The sequence below is a fragment of the Mesorhizobium sp. B2-4-1 genome, from assembly GCF_006442185.1.
Classification (GTDB): Bacteria; Pseudomonadota; Alphaproteobacteria; order Rhizobiales; family Rhizobiaceae; genus Mesorhizobium.
The window spans coordinates 113,924-137,968 of the sequence record NZ_VFVN01000005.1 but is presented as its reverse complement, the minus strand read 5'-3'; the positions used below and the strand labels follow the sequence as shown (position 1 = coordinate 137,968).

Annotated in this window: 22 protein-coding genes; 15 read left to right on the top strand and 7 right to left on the bottom strand. The window is 62.6% G+C overall.

Annotated elements, in window-relative coordinates:
- Position 1 precedes the first annotated feature (1 nt).
- From FJ949_RS14995 to FJ949_RS14985, 3 genes are all read right to left on the bottom strand, one after another.
- Positions 2–622, bottom strand: coding sequence for a TadE/TadG family type IV pilus assembly protein (locus FJ949_RS14995; RefSeq protein WP_140496736.1), 621 nt, complete (start codon positions 620–622; stop codon positions 2–4).
- 38 nt (positions 623–660) lie between these two features.
- The gene (locus FJ949_RS14990; RefSeq protein ID WP_140496734.1) at positions 661–1,242 is read right to left on the bottom strand and encodes a TadE/TadG family type IV pilus assembly protein; all 582 of its coding nucleotides are present in this window, start codon (positions 1,240–1,242) and stop codon (positions 661–663) included.
- 126 nt (positions 1,243–1,368) lie between these two features.
- A complete protein-coding gene (locus tag FJ949_RS14985) occupies positions 1,369–1,791 on the bottom strand; it encodes a pilus assembly protein N-terminal domain-containing protein (RefSeq protein ID WP_140496732.1) in 423 nt (140 codons plus the stop codon).
- Between the two features lie 320 nt (positions 1,792–2,111).
- Here FJ949_RS14985 and FJ949_RS14980 point away from each other — a divergent pair, with 320 nt between their 5' ends.
- From FJ949_RS14980 to FJ949_RS14940, 9 genes are all read left to right on the top strand, one after another.
- The gene (locus FJ949_RS14980) at positions 2,112–2,291 is read left to right on the top strand and encodes a Flp family type IVb pilin (RefSeq protein ID WP_140496730.1); all 180 of its coding nucleotides are present in this window, start codon (positions 2,112–2,114) and stop codon (positions 2,289–2,291) included.
- A 161-nt stretch (positions 2,292–2,452) separates the two neighbouring features.
- Entirely contained in the window at positions 2,453–2,971 is a 519-nt protein-coding gene (locus FJ949_RS14975; protein WP_140496727.1) for a prepilin peptidase, read from the top strand.
- A 201-nt stretch (positions 2,972–3,172) separates the two neighbouring features.
- On the top strand, positions 3,173–3,985 hold the full coding sequence (gene cpaB, locus FJ949_RS14970) for a Flp pilus assembly protein CpaB (RefSeq protein WP_140496725.1): 813 nt from the start codon (positions 3,173–3,175) through the stop codon (positions 3,983–3,985).
- Positions 3,982–5,502, top strand: a complete 1,521-nt coding sequence (locus FJ949_RS14965) for a type II and III secretion system protein family protein (protein ID WP_140496723.1) — start codon at positions 3,982–3,984, stop codon at positions 5,500–5,502. Before cpaB ends, FJ949_RS14965 begins: the two co-directional genes overlap by 4 nt.
- A 14-nt stretch (positions 5,503–5,516) precedes the next feature.
- Entirely contained in the window at positions 5,517–6,254 is a 738-nt protein-coding gene (locus FJ949_RS14960; RefSeq protein WP_140496714.1) for a CpaD family pilus assembly protein, read from the top strand.
- Positions 6,255–6,288: 34 nt separating this feature from the next.
- Positions 6,289–7,578 carry a CpaE family protein gene (locus FJ949_RS14955; protein WP_140496712.1) on the top strand — a complete coding sequence of 430 codons (1,290 nt, stop codon included), beginning with the start codon at positions 6,289–6,291 and terminating at the stop codon, positions 7,576–7,578.
- Between the two features lie 29 nt (positions 7,579–7,607).
- Positions 7,608–9,116: a CpaF family protein gene (locus FJ949_RS14950; RefSeq protein ID WP_140496710.1), complete on the top strand. Its 1,509-nt coding sequence runs from the start codon at positions 7,608–7,610 to the stop codon at positions 9,114–9,116.
- A 29-nt stretch (positions 9,117–9,145) separates the two neighbouring features.
- Complete coding sequence (locus FJ949_RS14945) at positions 9,146–10,159, top strand: type II secretion system F family protein (RefSeq protein ID WP_140496708.1); 1,014 nt, start codon at positions 9,146–9,148, stop codon at positions 10,157–10,159.
- Positions 10,160–10,168: 9 nt separating this feature from the next.
- The gene (locus FJ949_RS14940; protein ID WP_140496706.1) at positions 10,169–11,185 is read left to right on the top strand and encodes a type II secretion system F family protein; all 1,017 of its coding nucleotides are present in this window, start codon (positions 10,169–10,171) and stop codon (positions 11,183–11,185) included.
- 82 nt (positions 11,186–11,267) lie between these two features.
- Here FJ949_RS14940 and FJ949_RS14935 read toward each other — a convergent pair whose 3' ends face one another.
- Positions 11,268–12,089: a tetratricopeptide repeat protein gene (locus tag FJ949_RS14935; protein WP_140496703.1), complete on the bottom strand. Its 822-nt coding sequence runs from the start codon at positions 12,087–12,089 to the stop codon at positions 11,268–11,270.
- Between the two features lie 130 nt (positions 12,090–12,219).
- On the opposite strand from FJ949_RS14935, the gene FJ949_RS14930 reads away from it, so the two are divergent.
- The 5 genes from FJ949_RS14930 to pdeM all read left to right on the top strand — a co-directional run bounded on the left by FJ949_RS14930 (position 12,220) and on the right by pdeM (position 18,248).
- A complete protein-coding gene (locus tag FJ949_RS14930) occupies positions 12,220–13,584 on the top strand; it encodes a leucyl aminopeptidase family protein (RefSeq protein WP_140496701.1) in 1,365 nt (454 codons plus the stop codon).
- Between the two features lie 77 nt (positions 13,585–13,661).
- Complete coding sequence (locus FJ949_RS14925) at positions 13,662–14,012, top strand: MarR family winged helix-turn-helix transcriptional regulator (RefSeq protein WP_140496699.1); 351 nt, start codon at positions 13,662–13,664, stop codon at positions 14,010–14,012.
- Positions 14,013–14,041: 29 nt separating this feature from the next.
- A complete protein-coding gene (locus FJ949_RS14920) occupies positions 14,042–14,902 on the top strand; it encodes an NlpC/P60 family protein (protein WP_140496697.1) in 861 nt (286 codons plus the stop codon).
- 98 nt (positions 14,903–15,000) lie between these two features.
- Positions 15,001–17,535, top strand: coding sequence for a ligase-associated DNA damage response DEXH box helicase (locus FJ949_RS14915; protein WP_140496695.1), 2,535 nt, complete (start codon positions 15,001–15,003; stop codon positions 17,533–17,535).
- A complete protein-coding gene (pdeM, locus tag FJ949_RS14910; RefSeq protein WP_140496693.1) occupies positions 17,532–18,248 on the top strand; it encodes a ligase-associated DNA damage response endonuclease PdeM in 717 nt (238 codons plus the stop codon). The genes FJ949_RS14915 and pdeM overlap by 4 nt, the downstream gene beginning before the upstream one ends.
- 5 nt (positions 18,249–18,253) lie before the next feature.
- On the opposite strand, the gene FJ949_RS14905 is transcribed toward pdeM, so the two are convergent.
- From FJ949_RS14905 to FJ949_RS14895, 3 genes are read right to left on the bottom strand one after another with little or no spacing between them, the layout of a single operon-like run.
- Positions 18,254–19,189 carry a DmsC/YnfH family molybdoenzyme membrane anchor subunit gene (locus FJ949_RS14905; protein WP_140496691.1) on the bottom strand — a complete coding sequence of 312 codons (936 nt, stop codon included), beginning with the start codon at positions 19,187–19,189 and terminating at the stop codon, positions 18,254–18,256.
- A gap of 5 nt (positions 19,190–19,194) precedes the next feature.
- A complete protein-coding gene (locus FJ949_RS14900) occupies positions 19,195–19,929 on the bottom strand; it encodes a 4Fe-4S dicluster domain-containing protein (protein WP_140496689.1) in 735 nt (244 codons plus the stop codon).
- Positions 19,926–22,856 carry a molybdopterin oxidoreductase family protein gene (locus tag FJ949_RS14895; RefSeq protein WP_140496687.1) on the bottom strand — a complete coding sequence of 977 codons (2,931 nt, stop codon included), beginning with the start codon at positions 22,854–22,856 and terminating at the stop codon, positions 19,926–19,928. Before FJ949_RS14895 ends, FJ949_RS14900 begins: the two co-directional genes overlap by 4 nt.
- Before the next feature lie 277 nt (positions 22,857–23,133).
- Here FJ949_RS14895 and FJ949_RS14890 point away from each other — a divergent pair, with 277 nt between their 5' ends.
- Entirely contained in the window at positions 23,134–24,036 is a 903-nt protein-coding gene (locus FJ949_RS14890; RefSeq protein WP_140496685.1) for a LysR family transcriptional regulator, read from the top strand.
- Positions 24,037–24,045: the final 9 nt, after the last annotated feature.

The window sequence follows — 24,045 nt, the reverse complement described above, 5'->3', positions numbered from 1 at the left end:
GTCAGCAGTCGCCGCAAGGGATCGTCAGGCTTCTGCGCGGACGCAGATAATAGGTCTCGCCCATCGATATGTTGTTGAAGACCGTCGTCAATCCGGCCGTCTGTGAGCTGTCTGCGGACCAGGTGATGATCGGTTTGTAACCAAGTTTGCTTTCGACACGAATGAGAAAGGTGCCTGCGACCCTGAGCGTTGCCGGAACCGTAGTGGTTGCGGGCAGGGCGGTGCCGATACTGTAAGCGCCATTGACCACCTTGCGCGACCACACCACGTTCACCCTGGGCGGCGTGTCGGTTGTGACCTGTATTGCCGTGATGGTGATATCCGGCTTCGAGCGATTGTACGGCTGCAAGGTGGAGGTGCCGATCTTCATGATGGCATCCAGATCCGCCTTGACGATGGTCGGCTGCTGCGTGACCAGATCCGCGACCATGCTGCCGATGCGGCTGACCTTCTTGCTGGTCTCGATGGCCTGAGAGGCCTCCATTGTGATGAAATACATGATCAGCAGGATGGGGACGATCAGGGCGAACTCGACCGCCGCGATGCCGCGGCGATCGCGTATGAAACCGACCCACTTCCCCCAGCGTCCTGCAATTCCTGGATGTGCCCCCGCACGCATCATGCCCGTCCCTTTTTCTTGGCTTTGCTTTCGCCGCGAACTCAGTTGTCGAATGGCTCGTTCTGCCAGGTCACCGATGCAAAATGCAGTGTCTTGTTACCGCCCATCGACTGAGCCAGAAGATCGGTCATGACGGGCCATTTGTAGAAGACCCGCAGCATGTTCTTCGATTCTGCCAGGCCCGGCGTGGTCGCGAAGGGCTGCGAGTTGGCGCCTTGCATCAAAATGATGTTGCCGTTGTCGATCTTGAAGCTAGCCGTGGCCGCGTCGGCGAAAGTCGGATATTCGCGAAGGTCTACGTCCAACTGTTTGGCGCAATCCTGCGAGACGATGATCTCCAGTTTGTCGCAGATCATGGTCTTCAACTTGTCCCCGGCGACGTCGGCCGGCCTCAACTGCCCGGTGCGCAATTTGCGCGCGATATCGTCGGTGATGTTGGCCATAACTTCCTGGCCGGCAAATGAGATGCAGCTTTCCAGGATGGCGAAGACAAGAACCGCGAACGGCAATGCGAGAAGCGCGAATTCCAGCGCCGTACTGCCGCGGCGGTCGCCGGCGAAGCGTTCGAAAAACGGTGCCCGTCTTGCCTTGCGGTCGCTTGTCGAGACGAATTCGATGCTCATGCTCTGATCCTGCCCATCCCCAGACGGTCTCGGCAGGTGTATTAGTGCAAACCAATTGAAGTCCGGTTTGGATGATCGTTAAAGTCGCCGCGGGCGTCTTAACCACCCGCTAACCTGACCGCGTGCCTACCGGCTGACGCTCATCTCGGCTTCCGAGGATTTTTCGGCTTCGCTCTTGTAGGAGCTTTCGCAATAGGGCGTGCAGGACATGGTCTGAACTTCAGCGCGCCGGTAGATGCGCACCGACGAGGCCGCCTGCCGCACGACGGTGATCTGTTCATCGATGATCGGGCTGCCATCCTGGTCGAGGACGACGAGGTTGGTGACGCCGAAGCCCTTGCCAGTCAGCACGATCGTCGAGGCGTCCTGCACGGACGCGTCGGCGATTGCCGGGTTGCCGACCACGATCGTGTCGGCGGGGCGCGACAGTTTGACGATCTTGGCCTGGTTCATGGTGACCTCGATGCCGGTGTCGGCCCTGGCGGGCATGACAAAGCTCACGGCGGCAAGAAGCACGGCAATCAGGATCGACGATTTCGGCTCGGCCATTGACGCGCTCCAGGCGGGCGGACTGTTCAACGGAACATGAACGAGATTGGTGAACCAACGGTTAAGCAGGCCCGGGCGCCATATGCCGCGATCGTCATACGCGCCGCGGAGCTGTTTCTTTTGCGGCTGCTTGCCTAGGAATTGCGCCTCGGCCGGCGCTTAGCCCATAGTTAACCACGCAATATGTTCCAACCGGGAAAGGAATCGGTAAGGCTGTTTATTAAGTCGATCGAAAGAGCTTCTCCCTAGATTGGCAGCATCCGATCAACCATCACAGAAGTTGACGGAAGTGCTGTAACACGTGGAGTAGGAGCTCTCGAATGTCTAATCTCATTGCACGTTTCGTAAAGGACGAATCCGGCGCGACCGCTATCGAATATGGTCTGATCGCCGCCCTCATCGCGCTCGCCATCATCGTCGGCGCCGGCGCGCTTGGCAACGCCATCAACGCCAAGTTCGAAGCTATCGGAACGTCCCTGAACAACGTCCCGACGCCCTGAACGACGTCAAGTATATTGAGCGCTCGGATTGCGTTCTGGATAAGGGCCGCCACCTGGCGGCCCTTGTTCTATTCAATGTCTTTTTGCTCTGGGCCTCATCAATCGTTAATCGAACATGCTTAGATTGAGTGCGGCTTAATCCGATAATAGGCATAGCGCCGATGCTTGAAGCCCTGATCTTCGTCGTCTTCCCGTTCTGCATGCTGTTCGCCGCGATCTCCGACATGCTGTCGATGACGATCGCCAATCGCGTGCCGGTGCTGCTCGTCGTCGTCTTCGCGCTGGTTGCGCCGCTGACCGGCATGGGATGGGCGGCCTATGGCTGGCATTTCGCCGCCGGCGCGCTGGTTCTTGCCGCAACGTTCGGCCTCTTTGCAATGGGCGGCATGGGCGGCGGTGATGCCAAGCTGCTGGCCGCGACCGCCGTGTGGATGGGACTCAACATCCAGCTCGTCGAGTATCTCGTGGTCTCGACCTTCATAGGCGGCTTGCTGACGCTTGCCATTCTCGTCTACCGGAAGTCGCCGCTTGCGGTTTTTACCGGCCGCAATCCGTTCCTGCGTCACTTCGCGGACGAGACGACCGGGGTTCCCTACGGCATCGCGCTCGGTTTGGGCGGATTGCTGACCTACCCGGATTCGCCCCTGATGGTATGGGCGCTGGCCAGGCTGGCGGCCTGACCTTACCGATCATTCCTTGGCTGTGTTGCGGCTGGCTCCGCGGAGCGGGGCTGGCTGTTTGTCCGTGGCTGCGCAATACAGCTAATTTATGTAAACCTTAAATTAATCACGATCGTAAGCATTACATTAACCTTGTTTTGACGATTGCCGCTGCAAAGTCCGGCCTGGCTAGGTGGTTTGCCAAGGCGAGGGTTCGGACAGATGCCAGCATCCCGATTGATTATTCTGAGCGTGGCAGTCGCCGCGGCGGGTGGTGCTGGCTATGTCGCGAAGAACATGGTCGCCGCGCCGCCACCGCAGATCGTCGAGTCCGGTCCAGCGGCTCCCGCCGTGGCATTGCAGGACGTGCTTGTCCTGTCGGGCGATGTCACCATGGGCAGCCCGCTCGAGAACAACATTGCCTGGCAATCCTGGCCGGCTGACGGCATCAACGCCAATTTCATCACCAAGGCCACTGCTCCCGATGCCCTGGAGAAACTGAAGGCGTCCATAGCCCGTGTGCCAATGTACGCGGGCGAGCCGGTGCGGCGTTCCAAGCTGATCGGCGAGGGGCAAAGCTTCATGTCGTCGATCCTGCCTTCCGGCATGCGGGCGGTCGCCACGACGATATCGGCCGACACCTCTGCCGGCGGCTTCATCCTTCCGAATGATTTCGTCGACGTCATCATGACCCGCCGGGCCGATGCCAACAGCGGCGGCTCCGGCTTCAACACCGAAACCATCCTCAAGAACATCCGCGTCCTGGCGATCGACCAGACCATCCAGGAGGACGAGGAAGGCAAGAAGACCAGGGTGGGCCAGACCGCCACGCTGGAACTGACGCCCAAGCAGGCGGAGATCATCACCGTCGCCCAGCAGATGGCGGATCGCCTGACGCTCGCGCTGCGCGCGATCACGGACACCCAGGAAAAGAATTTGGATGAGGCCGACTATCTCGTTTCCGGCAATGGCCGCAAGGGATCGGTCAGGCTGATCAAGTCGGGCGAAGTTTCCGAAGTGGGGGCAAGGAAATGAGGCTAAGCGGTAAACTGCCGGCGATCATGGCAGCGGCTTTTGGCCTGCTGCTCGTGGGGACAAACGTGCAGAGCGTTGTCGAGGCCAAGAGTGCCCAGGTTTCGGCTTCGGCGGCCACCCAGCGCGTCAAGCTCGGCCTCAACAAGTCGGTGGTCATCGACCTGCCGAGTGATGCCTACGACATTCTTGTCGCCAATCCGACCGTCGCCGATGCGGTGACCCGCACCGCGAGGCGCATCTACCTGTTCGGCAAGGCGGTTGGCGAGACCAACATCTTTGTGTTCGGGCCGAATGGCGAACAGATCGTCAGCCTCGATCTGGCCGTCGAACGCGACGTCGCAGGCCTGGAGGATTATATCAAGCGCTTCATCCCGACATCGTCCATCAAGGTCGAACTGCTGAACGACAACGTCGTCCTGACGGGAACCGTCGACACGCCGCTGGACGCCAAACGCGCCGTCGACCTGGCGACGATCTTCGTCTCGGGCGGTGAAGCGACGACGGGACAATATTCGCAGACCGCGGCCGGCGGCTCGGCCCAGAGTGGTGTCGACATCAACAATCCGGACCAGGAACGCCGCGTCTCGAAAATCGTCAATCTTTTGCAGATCATCGGCGACGACCAGGTCACGCTCAAGGTGACGGTCGCCGAAGTCAGCCGCTCCGTGATGAAGCAGCTTGGCGTCAACATGGTGGGCAGCGGCGGTAGCAACGGCATCAGCTATGACGCGATGAGCACCCCGGCATACGGGCTTGGGAAACCGCTGTCGCAATTCTCGGGAGCTTCGATCGGCACCTCGGCGCTTCAGGCGTATCTAAACGCAATGGAGCAAGGTGGCGTCATGAAGACGCTGGCGGAGCCGACCCTCACCGCCGTGTCGGGTGAGAAGGCAACATTCAGGGTCGGTGGCGAGTTCAATCTCATCACCAGCCGAACGAACAATGTTTCAGACGAGAACAAGACAGGGCAGGTCACATACACCAACGACAAACTCGAATACGGCATCGGCCTGGAGTTTCAGCCGGTTGTGCTGTCGGCCGGTCGGATCAGCCTCAAGGTCCGGACGTCCGTGTCGGAGCCTACTGCCGAAGGCGCCACCACGCTGGAAGCTGCAGGCAGGTTGCCCGGAACCACGCTGTTGTCCATCCGCAAGAGACTTGCCGACACGACCGTCGAATTGCCGTCAGGTGGTTCGATGATGATCGCCGGCCTCGTCCGCGATGACGTCAGGCAGGCTGTCGCCGGCCTGCCCGGGCTGACAAAGATCCCGGTGCTCGGCACACTGTTCCGAAGCAGAGACTTCGTGCGCAACGAGACCGAACTGGTGATCATCATCACGCCCTATCTGGTGAAACCGGTGGCACGAAACGACCTCGCCAAACCTGACGACAATTTCAACGCCGCCAGCGATGGCGCCGGTATGTTCCTGGGCCGAGTCAATCGTGTCTACGGCACAATGCAGACGGACAAGCCCAGCGGCCGTTATCACGGCGTCGTCGGCTTCATCTACAAGTGAACGGGGAAGCGGACATGTCTCAGTCAGCATTGCAGGCAAGGACCATCGCCATGACCACGCGCTCCGGCCGTTCGCGAATTCTCCGGCGCGCCATTCCTGCCCTGGCGGTGGCGATGGCGGCATTGCTGGCCGGCTGCGCCCAGCGCGACAGTGTCACCGTCGGCGCCATTCCAGACGACTACCGCACCAACCATCCGATCGTGATCGCCGAGAAGAACCAAAAGATAGATCTACCTGTCGGTGCAGGTGACCGCGGCATGACCGGCTCGCAGCGCGATACGCTCCTGGGTTTCCTCGACGGCTATGACAAGAGTGCTGCCCCGACGCTGACGATCCAGGTTCCGAGCGGCTCGGCCAACGAGGTCGCCGCCGCCGCAGCAGCGCGCGATTTCGCCCGGCTCGCGATTGCCGCGGGCGTCAAGCGCAACCGGATCGTGGTCGTCTCCTATCAGGCTGCCTCGAGTGAGACATCCGCCCCGATCCGGGTCGCCTATATCGCCGTGAAGGCCCAGACCGACAAATGCGGACGATGGCCAGATGACCTGCTGGAGACGTCTGAGAACAAACACTATGCCGATTTCGGCTGCTCCTATCAAAACAATCTCGCCGCCCAGATGGCCAATCCGGCCGACCTGATCGGGCCGCGCAAGCAGACCACCATCGACGCGGAAAATCGTGGCGCGGTGATCGATGTCTACCGCAGCAGGGGTATTTCGGACGAGTTCCTCGGCAATTCTGAAGTGACGTACTGAGCCGCGCCCTAAGGAAAAGAGAAGTCACGGAAAGATGACCATGAGCAACCTTGCCTATGACGCCCCCATGGACGGCGGTGAGACCTCGCCGCAGGACATCGCCGCGATGCAGGCGCTGCGGCCGGTTCCCCGCATCTCGATCCAGGCATTCTGCGAGACCGAGGGTGTCGCCAATCCAGTCGAGCGCGCCGGCGAGGACCGCCGCATGACCAAGGCCCATCTCAAGGTCCATATGGGCGGCGTCCCCACGGCCATCGAATTCTACCAGTCGGCGCCGACGCCGAACCTGATCCTGCTGGAGTCGCGCAGCGAACCCAAACAGCTGCTGGAACAGCTCGCGCAGCTCTCGGAATATTGCGACCCGTCTTCCAAAGTGGTGGTAATCGGCCACTACAACGATGTCGGCCTCTATCGCGAGCTCATCCGCTCCGGCATTTCCGAATATGTCATCGCGCCGGTGTCGATGGCCGACATCGTCAGCGTCATATCGTCGATCTTTGTCGATCCGGAAGCCGAGCCGCTCGGCCGCTCGATCGCCTTCGTCGGCGCCAAGGGTGGCGTCGGCTCTTCCACCATCGCCCATAACGTGGCTTGGGCGATGTCCTCCCTGTTCAAATCCGAGGTGGTCGTCGCAGACCTCGACCTCGCTTTCGGCACGGCCAACATCAATTTCGACCAGGATCCCGCGCAAGGCATCGCCGAAGCGGTGTTTTCGCCCGAGCGCATCGATGAAGTCTATCTCGACCGGCTGCTGACCCAGTGCGCCGAACACCTTTCGCTGCTCGCCGCGCCCTCGACGCTCGAACGCGTCTATGATTTCGATCCCGACGCCTTTACGCAGCTTGTCGACACCGCGCAGCGCACCGTGCCGCTCCTGGTGCTCGACGTTCCCCATGTCTGGACGGGTTGGACCAAGAACACCCTGATCAAGGCCGATGAAATCGTCATCACAGCGACGCCGGAACTGGCCAATTTGCGCAATACCAAGAATTTGGTCGACATGCTCAAACGGCTTCGTCCCAACGACTCGCCGCCCAAACTCATCATCAATCAGGCCGGCGTGCCCAAACGTCCGGAGATTTCCCCGTCCGATTTCGCCGAGCCGCTCGGCCTGGCCGCGATGGCGATCATCGGCTTTGACCCGCTGCTGTTCGGCAATGCCGCCAACAACGGACGTATGCTTGGTGAAATGGACGCCAAGAACCCGGTTGTCGCCACGATCAACGAAATTGCCCATGTGCTGACCGGTCGCAGCGAAATCCGGGTGAAGAAAAAAGCGGGTCTCGGAAATCTGCTCGGCAAGCTTTCGCGCAACAAGAAATGATGCTTCTTCAGTGGAATTGGTAGTCGATCATGTTTGGTAAGAGAGGCAGCGACGACGGCAACCGGTTCAAGCCGGAATTCCGCCAGCCGGCACCGGCGCCGACCGCGCCAGCCGTCGCGGATTCGGCCGATACGGCGGTTCTTGCGAGGCCGGCGGCCGCACCTGCGTCGAGCGCTCCTGTTGCACCGCCGGCCCGCCGCGCGGTCGAGGCGCCGCCGATAGCTCCGGAGCCGAAGCGGGCGGCGCGCGAAAAGAGCGAAACCTATTACGACACCAAGAGCCAGGTCTTCGCCGCCCTGATCGACACGATCGACCTGTCGCAACTCGCCAAGCTCGATCCCGAAAGCGCGCGCGAGGAAATCCGCGACATCGTCAACGACATCATCGCGATCAAGAATTTCGCGATGTCGATCGCCGAACAGGAAGAACTGCTCGAGGATATCTGCAACGACGTGCTTGGCTATGGGCCGCTCGAGCCATTGCTCGCCCGCGACGACATCGCCGACATCATGGTCAACGGCTCCAAGAACGTCTACATCGAAGTCAACGGCAAGGTCGAACAGACCGGCATTCGTTTTCGTGACAACCAGCAGCTTCTCAACATCTGCCAGCGCATCGTCAGCCAGGTCGGCCGCCGCGTCGATGAATCCAGCCCGATCTGCGATGCGCGTCTTCCCGACGGCTCCCGCGTCAACGTCATCGCGCCGCCGCTCGCCATCGACGGCACCGCGCTCACCATCCGCAAATTCAAGAAGGACAAGCTGACGCTCGATCAGCTGGTGAAGTTCGGCGCCATCTCGCCGCAAGGAGCCGAGGTTCTCAAGATCATCGGCCGTGTTCGCTGCAACATCGTCATCTCCGGCGGCACCGGCTCGGGCAAGACGACGCTCCTCAACTGCCTGACCAACTACATCGATCGCGAGGAACGCGTCATCACCTGCGAGGACTCGGCCGAACTGCAACTACAGCAGCCGCATGTTGTCCGTCTGGAAACCCGCCCGCCCAACCTCGAAGGGGAAGGCGAGGTGACGATGCGGGATCTGGTCAAGAACTGCCTGCGCATGCGGCCCGAGCGCATCATCGTCGGCGAAGTGCGCGGACCCGAAGTGTTCGACCTTCTGCAGGCGATGAACACCGGCCATGACGGCTCGATGGGAACGATCCACTCGAACAGCCCGCGCGAATGCCTGAATCGTATCGAATCCATGATCGCAATGGGCGGTTTTTCGCTGCCGCAGAAGACCGTGCGCGAAATCGTCGTCGGCTCCATCGACGTGATTATCCAGGCGGCACGCCTGCGCGACGGATCGCGCCGCATCACTCACATCACCGAGGTGATCGGAATGGAAGGCGACGTCATCATCACGCAGGACATCGTCCTCTACAACATCAAGGGCGAGGACGCGAATGGGCGGCTGCTGGGAGAGCATGTATCGACCGGCATCGGTCGCCCGCATTTCTGGGACCGCGCCCGTTACTATGGCGAGGAGCAGCGCCTCGCAATAGCGCTTGAGGCGATGGAGAAACGCGCTGACTGACGCTGCTGCAGGCGTAAGGGTTCTGGTCGATGTTTGGAATTGACGGCACCGTATTGGCGTTTGTCGTGCTCGCCGGCTTCAGCGCCGGCGCGGTCGCCTATGCATTCCTGTTCACCCGGATCAGCAACGAAAAGCAGGCCGGCAAGCGGCTGGAAACGATCAAGACCGCGGAGACGGATCGCTCCGTCGTCAAGGCTTCGCGCGATCGCGTGGCGGAGGCGGCCAAAAGACGCAAGTCGGTCCAGGATTCCTTGAAGGAACTCGACGAGAAGCAGAAATCCAAGGACAGCGCGGTCAAGAAACCGCCGCTGAAAGCCCAACTGCGCCAAGCCGGCCTGAAGGTTTCCATCGAACGCTTCTACATCTATTCCGCCATTTGCGGCCTAGCCCTGACGATCATCGCCTTTGTGGTGGGGGCGCCGCTTTTTGTTTTGCCTGGCGTGCTGCTGGCCGGTGCGCTCGGCCTGCCGCGCTGGTTCGTCTCATTTCGCCGCGCGCGGCGGGTCAAGGCATTCCTCAACGAATTTCCCAACGCGCTCGACATCATCGTGCGCGCGGTCAAATCCGGCCTGCCGCTGAACGATGCGGTGCGCCTGATCGCCAATGAATCCCCCGAGCCCGTCAAGGCCGAGTTTCGCCGCATCGTCGATTCGCAGCAGATGGGCCTGTCGATCCCGGATGCCACCTTGCGTATGCCCGAGACCATGCCATGCACCGAGGCGAGCTTTTTCGGCATCGTCATTCAGATCCAGTCGCAGGCCGGCGGCAATCTCTCCGAGGCGCTGGGCAATCTTTCGCGCGTGCTTCGCGACCGCAAGAAGATGAAGGCCAAGGTCCAGGCGCTGTCGATGGAAGCCAAGGCGTCCGCCGCCATCATCGGCGCGCTGCCTTTCATCGTCGCGTTTCTCGTCTATCTCTCCAGCCCCAACTACCTGATGCCGCTGTTCACCACGAGCATCGGTAACCTGATCCTGGGGGTTTCGGCCGTCTGGATGTCGATCGGCATCTTCGTGATGCGCAAGATGATGAACTTCGAAGTCTAGGGCCGCGGCATGACCGAACAAGTCGTCAAATCACTGACGGATCCCGGCCTCCTGATCGCGCTGCTGGTCGGCATTGCCGTGTTCGCGACGGTCTTCACCTTGCTGCCGGCATTTGGCGGAAACCAGCTCAAGGCGCGCATGAAGTCGGTCGCGCTGGAACGCGACGAATTGCGCGCCAAGCAGCGCGCGCGGCTTGCAAGCGAGGCGGATCGCCGCCGCAAGGGCCTGCGCGAAGAACAGTCGATCGGCATGCGCAACATCGTCGACAGGCTCGACCTGCGGCGCGCCCTCGCCGACGAGGGTACCTTGCAGAAGCTCAAGGTTGCCGGCTTTCGTGGGCAGAACCCGCTGACGCGGTTCCTCTTCTTCCGCCTCGTGCTTCCGTTTGTCGGCTTCGCACTGGGCGTTATCTACATATTCGTGCTCGGAGGACTGCCGCAGCAGCCACTGTTCATCCGGCTGTTCGTCTGCGTCCTCGTTGCCTATGGCGGCTTCTACGCACCGGTCGTCTATGTCAACAACCGCGCCACCAAGCGCAAGCAATCGATCCAGATGGCATGGCCGGACGCGCTTGACCTGATGCTGATCTGCGTCGAGTCTGGCATGTCGGTGGAAGCGGCGTTGCGCAAGGTCGCCGACGAGATCGGCGCCCAATCGGTGGCCCTTGCGGAAGAATTCATCCTGACGAACGCCGAGCTCTCTTATCTGCAGGAGCGCAAGCAGGCCTATGAGAATCTCGCCAGCCGCACCGGCCTGGAATCCGTCAAGTCGGTATCGCAGGCACTCGTCCAGGCCGAGCGTTACGGCACGCCTGTGGCGCATGCGTTGCGCGTGCTCGCGGGTGAAAGCCGGGACCAACGCATGAACGCTGCCGAGAAGAAGGCCGCCGCCTTGCCGCCCAAGCTCACCGTGCCGATGATCCTGTTTTTCCTGCCGGTGCTTTTCGCCATCATCCTCGGCCCTGCCGGCATCCAGGTCAGCCAGCGCGGCATCTTCGGCCAGGCGCACGAAACCAGCAGCCAGTAGGTGAATCTGACCGATCCAAAGAAAAACCGCGCGGCTGACGCAGCGCGGTTCTCTTATGCAGGGTTCGGTGGCCGCGTGCCGCTCAGTTGGTTGCGGCTTTCGCCTTGTCCTGGTCCTTGAGCTGGCTCCAGGCATTTTGCTGAGCCAGCATCTGCCTGAGATAAGCGACATTGGCCTGCGCCTGTTCGGGTGACAGCTCCTGCGAGGCGATCTTCTCGGCTTCGTCGAAGCGGCCCTGCAGGCCGACGACCAGCGCCAGGTTCTGGCGCACGCGGCTGTCGGCATTCGGCTGCTGTGCGGCCGAGCGCATATAGGTTTCGGCGGTGCGCAGGTCGCCTCCCAGCACATAGGACATGCCAAGGTTGGAAAGCACCGAAGGTTCGTTCGGCTTGAGCTCCAGCGCCTTGCGGTAGAGCTGGCGCGCGTCGTCCTTCTGGCCGAGTTGGTCGAGAATGGCCGCTTCCGCCGACACCAGCCTCCAGTCGGGATATTCCGGCGTCTGCGCCCGGCGCACGGCATCAAGCGCCGCCTCGAACTGGCCGTTGGCGGCCAGCGCCTTGCCGTAGGCGGCAAGCACGTCGCGATCCTTGGGATAGGCGATCGCCAGCTTGCGCATCACGGCAAGCGACTGGTCGGCATCGCCATCCATCTGCAGCGCCGCGGCGAAGTTGGTCGCTATCCGCTTATCGTTGGGATTCCTGGAATAGGACTGGCCAAGCGCTGCCGTCGCATTGTGCAATTCTCCCGCCGACATCGTCTCCAGCGGCTTGCCGCTGGTGCGTCCGATCGAGCCTGTGCTGATCTTGTCGGTTCCGCAGCCGGCAACGCCTGCGGCGAGGGCGAGCATGAAGGCCGTGGTGATGAGCCGCTTTCCGCTGGCGTTCATCGTGCGGTTCGTCGACATCGGCACCCTGGGCCTCCATTCGTGCGCGTGGCCATTGCGTGACCATCTTCCCTCTCGAAGAAATATTCTGTTAACCCTAACGGACAGTTAAGAAGCGCCGAATCGACGGACGTCGGCAGGAGAACATCGAATGTCAGTGGAACTGGTCGAGAACAAGCTGAACAACCCGCTTCCTGTCCATCTAGTGGCTAAGGACGGTCTGGAGACGGCCGGTCTGACGTCATCAGCCGTGGCGTGGGCCAGGGCCAACGGCTTCTCCGGCGAAGCGGGCAGGACGCTCATCGTGCCTGCGGAAAACGGCGCGCTCGGCGGTGCCTTGTTCGGCATTGGCGACGGCGAGGGCGCGCTGGCCGTCGGCGCGCTGGCGAAAAGCCTGGCGGAGGGCGACTGGCATTTCACCTCCGCGCCGGCCGAGCCGGAGCTGGCGGCGATCGCGCTGGCCCTCGGCGGCTATGTCTTTACCCGCTATGGCAAGAAACCGGGCAAGGCGCTGCGCTTCGAATTGCCGGCCGGCGTAGAGGCAAAATGCGTTCGCCGCATCGTCGAAGGCGTCTTCCTGACGCGCGATCTTGTCAACACGCCGACCAGCGACATGGGGCCGGACGAGCTGGAGAAGGCGGTTCGAGCCCTGGCCGAAATTCACAAGGCCGAGGTGTCGGTCATCAAGGGCGACGATCTCATCAAGCAGAATTTCCCGATGATCCATGCCGTCGGCCGGGCTTCGTCCAGCGCACCGCGTCTTATCGGCATGGGCTGGGGGCCAAGGAGCGCGCCGAAAGTGACGTTGGTCGGCAAGGGCGTCTGTTTCGACACTGGCGGCCTCGATATCAAGCCGTCGTCCGGCATGCTGTTGATGAAGAAGGACATGGGGGGCGCCGCCAATGTGCTGGGTCTGGCCTCGATGATCATGGCCTCCGGATTGAACGTGCGGCTGCGCGTGCTGATCCCGGCCGTCGAGAATTCGATCGCCGGCAACGCCTTCAGGCCTGGCGACGTGTTGGCGAGCCGCAAGGGCATGTCAGTCGAGATTGGCAACACCGATGCCGAGGGAAGACTGGTTCTGGGTGATGCGCTGGCGCTGGCCGACGAGGAGGAGCCGCAATTGCTTGTCGACATGGCGACGCTCACCGGGGCTGCTCGTGTCGCGCTAGGTCCGGACCTGCCGCCCTTCTACACCGGCGACGAGGCACTAGCCTCGGAACTGACGACAGCCTCGCTGGCGGTCGAGGATCCGCTGTGGCGCATGCCGCTGTGGCGGCCCTATGATGCGAAGCTATCGTCGAAGATCGCCGACATCAACAATGTCACCACGGATGGGTTCGCCGGTTCCATCACCGCGGCGCTGTTTCTCAAGCGCTTTGTCGAGAAGACGCCAAGCTGGGCGCATTTCGACATATTCGCCTGGAACCCCGCCGATCGTCCGCACGGACCTGCCGGCGGCGAGGCGCAAGGCATCCGGGCACTGGAGCGCGTCATCTCGAAGCGTTTTGGCTGAGGTGGCGGCGACTTTCAGGGCCGGCAGGTTGCCGAAACTGAAACGGAACCGAAACAATTTGCCGTCATTCTCGTGCGATGTCGATTTCGATGCGCCCGAGCCAGGCCTTGCGATTGTGGCAGCAAGTGATGCTGTCGCAGGTGCGCGACGACGCGCCCGACCTCACCATGCGCCAGACGGCTATCCTGTTCACCATCTATCTCGATCCGCCGCCGCACACGGTGCGCGGGCTGGCGGCCCGTCTCAACGTCACCAAACCGGTCATCACCCGCGCGTTGGATACAATGGGTGCGCTCAAACTGGTGTCGCGTCATCGCGACGAGCTCGACAAGCGCAACGTGCTGATCAAGCGCACGGTCGAAGGCGCCCTCTTTGTCGAGCGCTTCGGCGATGGTATCATCGCCAAGGCACAAGAGCTGACCATCTGACGACCAGCCGCTTCAATGGATAAACTGATTTGACCGCCAGGGATGCCCGCCTCCACGCCTTTCGGCCCGATCTTGCCGATGCGAGATTGAAAGGAGAGGTCGCTGCCGACCGCTTTGTCGCCGGCCGGCCGGCGCGGATTTCGATCCCGGTTGCCGATATCCGCAAGGCTCCGCGTCCAGACGCTGGTGTCAACACGCAAGCCCTGTTCGGCGATGACGTGCTCGTTTTCGAGGACAGAGAGGGCTGGGCCTGGATCCAGGCCGAACGGGACGGTTATGTCGGCTATGTCGCCGACGCCATGTTGGGCGGGCGGGATCATGCGCTCACCCATATCGTCTCCGTGCCCCGAACTTTCCTCTATCCCGGCCCGGATCTGCGCCTTCCGATCGCGGGACAGCTGTCGATGGGGTCCACCGTCACGGTGACCGGGTCCGCCGAAACGCGCGGCACCCACTATGCCGTCCTGCCCTCCGGTGAGGCAATCATAGCGGGTCACCTGCGGCCGCTCAGTAATGTGGCCGCCGACTATGTTTCGGTGGCCGAGATGTTTCTCGGCACGCCCTATCTCTGGGGTGGTGTCTCCGGCTTCGGCATCGATTGCTCCGGCCTCGTGCAACTGGCGATGCGCATGGCCGGCGCCGATGTCCTGCGCGATTCCGACATGCAGGCGCAGAGCATCGGCGAGCCGCTGGATCCAGGCCCCGATTATTCCGGCCTGCGCCGCGGCGATCTCGTTTTCTGGAAAGGCCATGTCGCCATCATGACCGATGCCGAGACCATGATCCACGCCAACGGCCACACCATGTTGGTGTCGCGCGAAGGCCTGAAGGAAGCCGTCGCCCGCATCGGCTATCTCTACGGCGGGCCGACGGGGTTCCGGCGGCCCTAGCGCCAATCCTCCCTTCTCCCAGGGAGAGAAAAACTGCTCGATCACCTTTTGTTCCGATTGTTCTTGGAGTTAGCGCGCCGTCGCGCTAACTCTGACGCGTGACAGAGAAGCCGCGCCTTGCCGACCAGAATGCCGCCGTCATTCTGCCCGACCCATTCCTCAGATGGTTTGGCGAGAAGGGCTGGGCGCCGCGCGCGCACCAGATCGAATTGCTGGCGAGGGCTCAGGCAGGGCAGTCGGTACTGCTGATCGCACCGACCGGCGCCGGCAAGACGCTGGCCGGGTTCCTGCCTTCGCTGACCGAACTGGCCGTCAGGGCCAGGCGAAAACCGGGTCAGGCCCATCGCGGCATCCACACACTCTACATCTCGCCGCTGAAGGCGCTGGCTGTCGACATCGAGCGCAACCTTGGCAAGCCGGTGGAGGAGATCGGGCTCTCCCTCACCATCGAGACCCGCACCGGCGACACGCCGGCGCACAAACGCCAGCGGCAGAAGCTGGTGCCGCCCGACATCCTGCTCACCACGCCCGAGCAGCTTGCGCTGCTGATCGCGGCTCCCGATGCAAGGCGTTTCTTCGAAGACCTGCGCTATGTCGTGCTCGACGAGTTGCATTCGCTGGTGATTTCGAAGCGCGGTCATCTCCTAGCGCTTGGCCTGGCGCGGCTGCGCCAGTTCGTGCCCGAGGTTCAGACCATCGGACTTTCCGCCACGGTGGCCGAACCGGACGAATTGCGCCGCTGGCTGGTCGGCCAGAATCCACCCGGCGATATGGCCGAACTGATCGTCGTTACCGGCGGCGCAAAGCCCGAAATATCCATCCTTGACTCGGAAGAGCGCGTACCGTGGGCGGGGCATTCGGCGCGCTACGCGACGCCGGAGATCTACCGCGAGATCAAGCGCCACAAGACTACCCTGCTGTTCGTCAATACGCGCAGCCAGGCGGAGTTGCTGTTCCAGGAACTGTGGCGCGTCAACGAAGATACCTTGCCGATCGCGCTGCATCACGGATCGCTCGATGTCGCGCAGCGGCGGCGGGTCGAGAAGGCGATGGGCGACAATGCGCTGCGCGCCATCGTCGCCACCTCTACGCTCGACCTCGGCATCGACTGGGGCGACGTCGACCTTGTCGTGCATGTCGGCGCACCGAAAGGAGCGAGCCGGCTGGCACAGCGCATCGGCCGCGCCAACCACCGCATGGACGAACCGTCCAAAGCCATCCTCATCCCGGCCAACCGCTTCGAGGTGCTCGAATGCCGGGCAGCGCTGGACGCCAACTATCTCGGCGCGCAGGATACGCCTCCACTGGTCGATGGCGGGCTCGACGTGCTGGCGCAACATGTCCTTGGCTGTGCTTGCGGCGCACCGTTCCGCGCGGACGATCTTTACGAGGAGGTGCGGTCGGCGGCCCCCTATGCCGGGCTGGGTCGGCCGACATTCGACCGCGTCGTCGATTTCGTCGCCACGGGTGGCTACGCCTTGAAGAGCTATGAGCGATACGCCCGCATCCGCCTCAACAAGGAGGGATTGTGGCGGGTATCCAATCCGCGCGTGGCCCAGCAATACAGGCTGAACGTCGGCACTATCATCGAGGTGCCGGCGCTCAACGTGCGTTATGTCCAGGCCGGCAGCAAGGGTTCCGTGTCGCGCGGCGGCAGGGTTTTAGGCAAGATCGAGGAGGCTTTCCTCGAGACGCTGACGCATGGCGACACCTTCATGTTCGCCGGCAAAGTTCTTCGCTTCGAAGGCATTCGCGAGAATGAGTGCTTCGTCTCGAACGCGCCCGGCAGCGATGCGAAGGTGCCTTACTATGGCGGCGGCAAGTTCCCGCTTTCGACCTATCTCGCCGAACAGGTCCGCGCCATGCTGGACGATCCGCAGCGGTGGAAGAAACTGCCCGAGCAGGTGGCCGACTGGCTGCGCTTCCAGGCCGACAAATCGGTGCTGCCCAAACGCGATGACCTGCTGATCGAGACCTTTCCGCGCGGCAACCGCCACTATCTGGTCGCCTACCCCTTCGAGGGCAGGCTGGCCCACCAGACGCTCGGCATGCTGCTTACCCGCCGTCTGGACAGGACGGGCGCCAGGCCGCTTGGCTTCGTCGCCACCGACTATGCCTTGGCCATTTGGTCGCTGGGCGACATGGGGGCGATGTTCAAAGCCGGAAAACCCTCGCTCGGCGCGCTTTTCGATGAGGACATGCTTGGCGACGATCTTGAGGCCTGGCTGGCAGACAGCTGGCTTCTCAAGCGCACTTTTCGCAATTGCGCGCTGATTTCAGGGCTGATCGAAAAGCGTCATCCCGGCAAGGAGAAGAGTGGCCGTCAGGTGACTGTCTCGACAGACCTTATTTATGACGTCCTGCGCAGCCATGAGCCGGATCACATATTGCTCCAGGCGACGCGCGCGGACGCGGCGGCGGGCCTGCTCGATGTCAGCAGACTTGCGGACATGCTCTCGCGCATTCAAGGTCGAATCATGCATAAGAACCTCGAACAGATATCGCCGCTCGCCGTGCCGATCATGCTCGAGATCGGCAAGATGCCGGTGCACGGCGAAGCCGATGAAACGCTGCTGATGGATGCGGCCACGCTGGTTGAGGAAGCCATGGGGCCGGAGATGGCTGAGGAATGAATTTTTCGCTGGCGCGCGCATCGTTGATCGCCGACGCCGATCTGGTCGGCATCGCCGGCGAACGTGCGGTCTGCGATCCGCGCGGCGTGCTCTACTTTCCCGAGCTCAAGCTTCTGGCCGTTTCCGATCTGCATCTGGAAAAAGGCTCATCGCTGGCAAGGCGCGGCATGCTGCTCCCGCCCTATGACACCGGCGCGACCTTGCTGCGATTGCAGGCCGTCATCTCGGACTACCAGCCGGCAATCGTGATCAGCCTGGGCGATTCCTTCCACGATGGCGGCGGCGCCGAGCGCATGCATCGAAGTTTCCGCGAACGGCTGGAGGCGCTGATGGCGGGCCGCGACTGGTTCTGGGTGGCCGGCAACCATGACCCGGAGGCGCCGGCCGACCTGCCGGGCGATACGGTGCGCGAACTCGCCATCGGCTCGTTGCTGTTCCGGCACGAGCCGTCGAAGCTGCGCGTCGAGGGCGAGATATCGGGCCATCTCCATCCCTGCGCCCGCATCGTCCAGCAGGGCCGTTCAGTGCGGCGGCGCTGCTTCGCCGGCGATGGCGGCCGCATGATCATGCCCGCCTTCGGCGCCTATACCGGCTCACTCAACGTGCTCGACCGCGCCTATGCCGGCCTGTTCCGCCTGGAATCGCTGATGGCCTATATGCTCGGCACGGACCGCATCTTTGCGATTTCAGGCTCGATGCTGCGACCCGGCTGAAGCCGCTATTTCCCGTAGTAGAGAGTGACCGTGTGCTTCGCTTCGGCGAAGAACAGCCAACGTTCGACCAGCATGCCGACAAAGTGTGCGACCGCGGCGAACACCGATGCGAGCGCCGCGAAAGGTGACGGCAAGGCGAAGGCCGTAATCAGCAGCAAGGCGGGCAGCGCGAAACCCAGGAGCTGGGTGATCCGCCGCAGCTTTGCGCTGTGCTTGCGCGCGATGCGAAAACCCATTTCCTTGAGCAAATAATTTTCCTCGGTATGCGGCCATTCCAGCGATCTAACCGTCCCCCCGGCAAGCCCGGTTGCGGTGTTGGCGTTGGTGGGGATTTCCAATTGGTCGTTGTACCGCCAGGTCGCAAGCTTCCAGGCCCAACCGAGCAGGGTCAGCAGTACGCAGGCTGCCAGAAGCATTTTGGAACCGACGGCAAAGCCTTGGCATAGCGCGGCCAGAAGCACACTGCCGCTCATAGCCGAGAAAATGAGATAGCCGGGCAAGGTGCAAGGGCTGTGCCACTGAGCGATGGGTTTCAGCGAGGCATAGATCATGCCGGTCATGCAGACGGTGATGACGGCGCCAATCGTTGCCAGAAGTCCGGCGGCGGCGACCCAGCCATCGGTGCGGCCAAGAATGACCCAGCCAATGCCGAACAGTCCAGCCGGGACGAAGGTGGCGACCGAGGCGACGCCTTCGCGCGACAGCCAGGAACTGCGCCATTGCGAGAACGCACCCCAAGCGCGTTCGGGGCGGCCGAGATGTCCGGTCGAGGACAACAGGCCGGCGGTGATCAGCCCGAGCGCCAGTCCCATGCCGATGAAGCCCAGCCAGAAATCGGGTGCGATGACGCCAAGTGGCGCCAGCACGCCGAGCAGCGCCAGCAGGCCGTAGCCGGCGCCGGTGGCGGTGGTGAAGAAGACGACCGAGAAGGCTGGATGCATAGGATTTAGTTCGAGAGCATGCGGTCGACCCAGCCGAGGAACCCACCCTCGGCCCTCACCGGCTCCAGGGTTGGCGCAGAAATCTTTGCGGCGCGTTCGGTATGCGCGCGCGGCGGCAGGTATTTGTTGGTCGGGCGGTAGCCGAGTTCCGGCATCAGGTCGACGCCGCCACGCTCCTCAACCAGTTGCGACACCGCCGAGGCGGGGTCGCCGAGATCGCCGAAATGCCGTGCGCTGGTCGGACAGGCCGCGACGCAGGCCGGCACGCGGTCCTCCTCGGCGAGATTGTCATTGTAGATGCGGTCGACGCAGAGCGTGCATTTCTTCATCACGCCGACATCGGTGTCGAATTCGCGCGCGCCATAGGGGCAGGCCCAGCTGCATAGCTTGCAGCCGATGCACTTGTCCTCATCGACCAGCACGATGCCGTCCGAGGCTCGTTTGTAGGAGGCGCCGGTCGGACACACAGTGACGCAGGCCGGCGTCTCGCAATGCAGGCACGAGCGCGGGAAGTTCACCGTGCGGCCGCCCATCGCGGTGGTGTGCTCGTAGCTGTGCACGCGATTGAACCAGACGCCGTCGACATGGCCGCCATAGGGGTCGATGTCGGTCAGCGGCGCCATGTGGCCGCCGGTGTTCCATTCCTTGCAGGCGGTGACGCAGGCCTGACAACCGACGCAGGTGTCGAGGTCTATGACCAGGCCTAGTTTTTTGCCCGTGTGGGCGGGGACGCAGGTCATTTGGCGGCTTCCCTGTTCATGCGGAATTCGGCGCCAAAGCGAAGTGTGTCCGGCGATGGCTGGAATTGCGGCGGCTGGTGGAAACGCTCGAATTGCGGCTCGGTGAAACCGGCTTCCTCCGCCACGCATTTGACGATGCGCACCTTGAGATCGAACCATGCCGCCTGGCCGGTCACCGGATCGGAATTCGAATACCGCCTGCCGTTGGTGTCTGCCGTGGTCTGGTCGCCGATGATGTGATTGAGCAGGAAGCCGCGATTGCTTTCGGCGGCATCGTCCTTCAGCCCCCAGCTGCCACGCCTTTTGCCGATGGCGTTCCAGGTCCAGACCGTGCTTTCGTTCACGCCCTCGACCAGCTTGATCTGTCCCTTGACCTTGCCATTGATGCTTTCGATCCAGACCCAGTCGTCGTCGGCAAGGCCGAGACCTGCGGCGGTCCTCTCATGCACGAACAGCCGGTTTTGGCTGGTAATCTGCCTCAGCCACGCATTCTGCGAACCCCAGGAATGGTACATGTGCATCGGCCGCTGCGTCAGCGCATGCAACGGATATTTCTGCTGGTCGACGGCCGCTTCCTCGAACGGTACGTACCAGAAGGGTAGCGGGTCCATGTAGGTCTCGATACGCTGGCGTTCGCTCTCGGGCGGCACGGCCCGACCATGACCGCGCGCGGCAAGACGAAAGCGCTGCAAGGGTTCGGAATAGAGCTGGAAGACGACTGGTTCGGCCTTCGGGATGAAGCCCATCTGCACCGCGAAATCGAGATAGGACCGGTTGGCCATCTTGTAGTAACGCTGGTCCTCAGCGAAATCGTGGTGCCAGAAGCCGCCATTGTCGATGTAGCGCTGCAACTGGTCCGGGTTTGGCTCGCCCTTGCCGGTCGAATTGCCGTCCTTGCCGCGCCAGCCGGCGAGCGGGCCGATACCGGGCGTGCGCTCGTGATTGACGATGTAGTCGGCATAGTCGGCATATTTGGCCGCCCCGTCTTCTCTGACGAAACCCGGCAGGCCGAGGCGCGCGCCGAGCTCGATCAGCACCGATTGGAACGGGCGCACGTCCCGGTCCGGCTCGACCACGGGATGGCGTATAGCATCGCCCGGTCCGTCGGCATGGCTGATCGGCCGGTCGAGCAGGCTGATGCAGTCGTGCCGTTCGAGATAGGTTGTGTCGGGCAGCACGAGGTCAGCGAACGGCACGGTCTCGGAATAATAGGCGTCGGAATAGATGATGAAAGGGATCTTGTAATTGCCCGCCTCGTCGCGGTCGGTCAGCATACGAATCGTCTCGACGGTGTTCATCGAGGAATTCCAGGCCATGTTCGACATGTACATCATCAGCGTGTCGATCTTGTATGGATCGCCGGCCCAGGCGTTACGGATGACGGTGTGCATCAAGCCGTGCGCAGCGAGCGGCGCCTCCCAGGAATAGGCCTTGTCTATGCGGATCGGCACCCCTGCCTCATCGACCAGAAGGTCGTCAGGCCCGCAGACGAAGCCGAGCGGAATGCCGTCCAGTGGCGTCATCGGCCGGACGTTCTTGCCGGCAGGCTTCGGTCCTGGCGGCGCGCAACGCGGATAAGGCGGTTTGAAGCGGAAGCCGCCCGGGACGTCCACCGTTCCGAGCAGCACCTGCAGCAGATGAATGGCTCGGCAAGAATGAAAACCGTTGGAATGGGCTGAGATGCCGCGCATCGCGTGCATCGACACGGGCCGTCCCCTAATCGTCTCGTGGCGGCGGCCGGCCCAGTCGGTCCACGCCACCGGCAGTTCGATCGTCTGCTCAAAGGCGACATGTGCGAGCTCGGCGGCGATCCTGCGGATCGTGCCGGCGGCAATGCCGCAGCGCTCCGCGACCGCATCGGGCGAATAGCTCTCATCGAGGTATCGATCGGCGATCAGCTGGAACGCCGGAACGCAGCGACGGCCGTCGATGGTGAAGCTGCCGGTCAGTGCCGGTTTGGCGCTGGCGTCGGTGGCGCGGACAGGCACCTTCGCCACCCTGTCCCAGGCGAGCAGGTTGCCGGCGCCATCGCGGACAAACAGCCCGTCATCGGCCGCACCCGGATCCTGGATGACGAGCACATGGGCGTTGGTGTAGCGCAGGAGATAGTCGAGATCCACGCGGCCTGCCTTCAAGAGCTGGTGGATGAGGGCAAACACGAATAGGCCGTCGGTGCCCGGCCGGATGCCGATCCAGTCGTCGGCGATGGCGTTGTAGCCAGTGCGGCATGGATTGATCGACACCACCTTGGCGCCGCGCGCCTTCAGCTTGCCGAGGCCGATCTTGATCGGGTTGGAATCATGGTCCTCGGCGACGCCGAAAAGCATGAAATACCGGGTATTGTCCCAGTCGGGTTCGCCGAACTCCCAGAACGAGCCGCCGATCGTATAAAGCCCGCCTGCGGCCATGTTCACCGAACAGAAACCGCCATGCGCGGCGAAGTTCGGCGTGCCGAACTGGCTTGCCCACCAGCCGGTCAGGGATTGCGATTGGTCGCGGCCGGTAAAGAAGGCGAGTTTCTTCGGGTCGCTGCGGCGGATGGACGAAAGCCGCTCCGCGGCGATCGTCAGCGCTTCTTCCCACTCGATCTCGCGGAATTCTCCCGAGCCGCGCGAGCCGGTGCGCAGCAGCGGCTTTTTCAGCCGGGCAGGGCTGTAATGCTGCATGATGCCGGAGCTGCCCTTACCGCAGATCACGCCGCGATTGACCGGATGATCCTTGTTGCCGTTGATGTAGCGGACCTTGCCGTCCTTGATGTGCACGTCGATGCCGCAGCGGCAGGCGCACATATAGCATGTGGTCTTGGCGATGCGGTCGGAGACGGCGGGCGAGGTGTCGACGCCATCGTTCTCGTCGGGTGCGTTCGTGTCGGCGAGCGGGCGTTGGGACGGGGCGGAATTCGCGCCGCGCAGAGATCCTTGGGTCATGATCCCCGAGCGCTTCTGCGGTTGGCGGCTTTGGCCCTGGTTTTCGGCCCGGGACCGCGCATGTAATGCTCTTCCGGATGATAGCGATCGCCGGCCAGCCGCCGCCGCAGGCCGCGGGTCCAGTGCGCGAACAGGGACTTGAACCGCCCGATCATTTCATTCTCTGTCAATCGGTAGCGAATTTTTTCTAACTTCGATTGAAAACTTAGAATAAAGCTATCAACCCGTCTAATCAGTTGTTCTTGTAAATTCGATCGATATTGGTTCTTAATGCCTTATGACACTTGACCAGTTGCGGATATTTGTCGCCGTCGCCGAGCGCGGCCACATGACCAAGGCGGCGGAGCTGCTGGGCATCTCCCAATCGGCCGCGTCGGCCGCCATCCGCGCGCTTGAGGAGCAGCATGGCGTCCATCTGTTCAACCGCGTCGGCCGCAACATCGAGCTTGCCCAGACCGGTCACCGGTTCCTGCCAGAAGCCAAGGCCGTACTGGAACGAGCCGCCGCCGCACGCAATGTGCTGGAACATGTCTCGCAGACGGTTGCCGGCAGCCTCTCCATCGCCGCCAGCCTGACGATCGCCAGCTATTGGCTGCCGCGCCGGCTGGCGTCCTTCCACGAAGCCTATCCTGCGGTCAGGCTGAGCGTCAGCATAGGCAACACCAGGCAGGTCGAAGCCAGCGTGCTGGATGGAACCGCCGATCTCGGCCTGGTCGAGGGGCGCACCGAGTCCGACATATTGCGCCGCGCCAAGGTCGATATCGACCGGTTGATGCTGGTGGTTGCCGGTTCTCATCCCGAGATCGCCGAAATCGCGCCGGGCCGCCCCGACATAAAAGGGCTGCGCTGGATCATCCGCGAGGGCGGTTCCGGCACGCGGGAGGTGCTGGAGGATCTGGCGCGCCGCGAAGGGATTTCGCTTGACGACCTGCAGATATTTCTGGTGCTGCCGAGCAACGAGGCGGTTCGCCAGGCGGTCGAGGCCGGTGCCGGCGCCACCATCATTTCGGAGCTCGTCGTCGGACGCGCCGTCGCCGAAGGCAGCCTGCGGTCCGTGCCGCTCGAACTGCCGAAACGCGACTTCGCCATGATTACACATCGCGACCGCCAGGCAAGCTTGGCCCAGATGGCGCTCAAGGCGCATTTGGGGGCCGACGAGAAGGCGTCCGCGCGTTCGTGAACTGTCCGG

Excerpts from the sequence above, each read along its gene's own strand:
- FJ949_RS14985 (WP_140496732.1), bottom strand. The coding sequence starts at position 1,791 with ATGGCCGAGCCGAAATCGTCGATCCTGATTGCCGTGCTTCTTGCCGCC.
- FJ949_RS14965 (WP_140496723.1), top strand. The coding sequence starts at position 3,982 with ATGAGGCTAAGCGGTAAACTGCCGGCGATCATGGCAGCGGCTTTTGGC.
- FJ949_RS14960 (WP_140496714.1), top strand. The coding sequence starts at position 5,517 with ATGTCTCAGTCAGCATTGCAGGCAAGGACCATCGCCATGACCACGCGC.
- FJ949_RS14900 (WP_140496689.1), bottom strand. The coding sequence starts at position 19,929 with ATGACCTGCGTCCCCGCCCACACGGGCAAAAAACTAGGCCTGGTCATA.
- FJ949_RS14975 (WP_140496727.1), top strand. The coding sequence starts at position 2,453 with ATGCTTGAAGCCCTGATCTTCGTCGTCTTCCCGTTCTGCATGCTGTTC.
- FJ949_RS14930 (WP_140496701.1), top strand. The coding sequence starts at position 12,220 with ATGTCAGTGGAACTGGTCGAGAACAAGCTGAACAACCCGCTTCCTGTC.
- FJ949_RS14950 (WP_140496710.1), top strand. The coding sequence starts at position 7,608 with ATGTTTGGTAAGAGAGGCAGCGACGACGGCAACCGGTTCAAGCCGGAA.
- pdeM (WP_140496693.1), top strand. The coding sequence starts at position 17,532 with ATGAATTTTTCGCTGGCGCGCGCATCGTTGATCGCCGACGCCGATCTG.
- FJ949_RS14895 (WP_140496687.1), bottom strand. The coding sequence starts at position 22,856 with ATGACCCAAGGATCTCTGCGCGGCGCGAATTCCGCCCCGTCCCAACGC.
- FJ949_RS14890 (WP_140496685.1), top strand. The coding sequence starts at position 23,134 with ATGACACTTGACCAGTTGCGGATATTTGTCGCCGTCGCCGAGCGCGGC.
- FJ949_RS14925 (WP_140496699.1), top strand. The coding sequence starts at position 13,662 with ATGTCGATTTCGATGCGCCCGAGCCAGGCCTTGCGATTGTGGCAGCAA.
- FJ949_RS14995 (WP_140496736.1), bottom strand. The coding sequence starts at position 622 with ATGATGCGTGCGGGGGCACATCCAGGAATTGCAGGACGCTGGGGGAAG.
- FJ949_RS14990 (WP_140496734.1), bottom strand. The coding sequence starts at position 1,242 with ATGAGCATCGAATTCGTCTCGACAAGCGACCGCAAGGCAAGACGGGCA.
- FJ949_RS14905 (WP_140496691.1), bottom strand. The coding sequence starts at position 19,189 with ATGCATCCAGCCTTCTCGGTCGTCTTCTTCACCACCGCCACCGGCGCC.
- FJ949_RS14940 (WP_140496706.1), top strand. The coding sequence starts at position 10,169 with ATGACCGAACAAGTCGTCAAATCACTGACGGATCCCGGCCTCCTGATC.
- FJ949_RS14935 (WP_140496703.1), bottom strand. The coding sequence starts at position 12,089 with ATGTCGACGAACCGCACGATGAACGCCAGCGGAAAGCGGCTCATCACC.
- cpaB (WP_140496725.1), top strand. The coding sequence starts at position 3,173 with ATGCCAGCATCCCGATTGATTATTCTGAGCGTGGCAGTCGCCGCGGCG.
- FJ949_RS14945 (WP_140496708.1), top strand. The coding sequence starts at position 9,146 with ATGTTTGGAATTGACGGCACCGTATTGGCGTTTGTCGTGCTCGCCGGC.
- FJ949_RS14955 (WP_140496712.1), top strand. The coding sequence starts at position 6,289 with ATGACCATGAGCAACCTTGCCTATGACGCCCCCATGGACGGCGGTGAG.
- FJ949_RS14980 (WP_140496730.1), top strand. The coding sequence starts at position 2,112 with ATGTCTAATCTCATTGCACGTTTCGTAAAGGACGAATCCGGCGCGACC.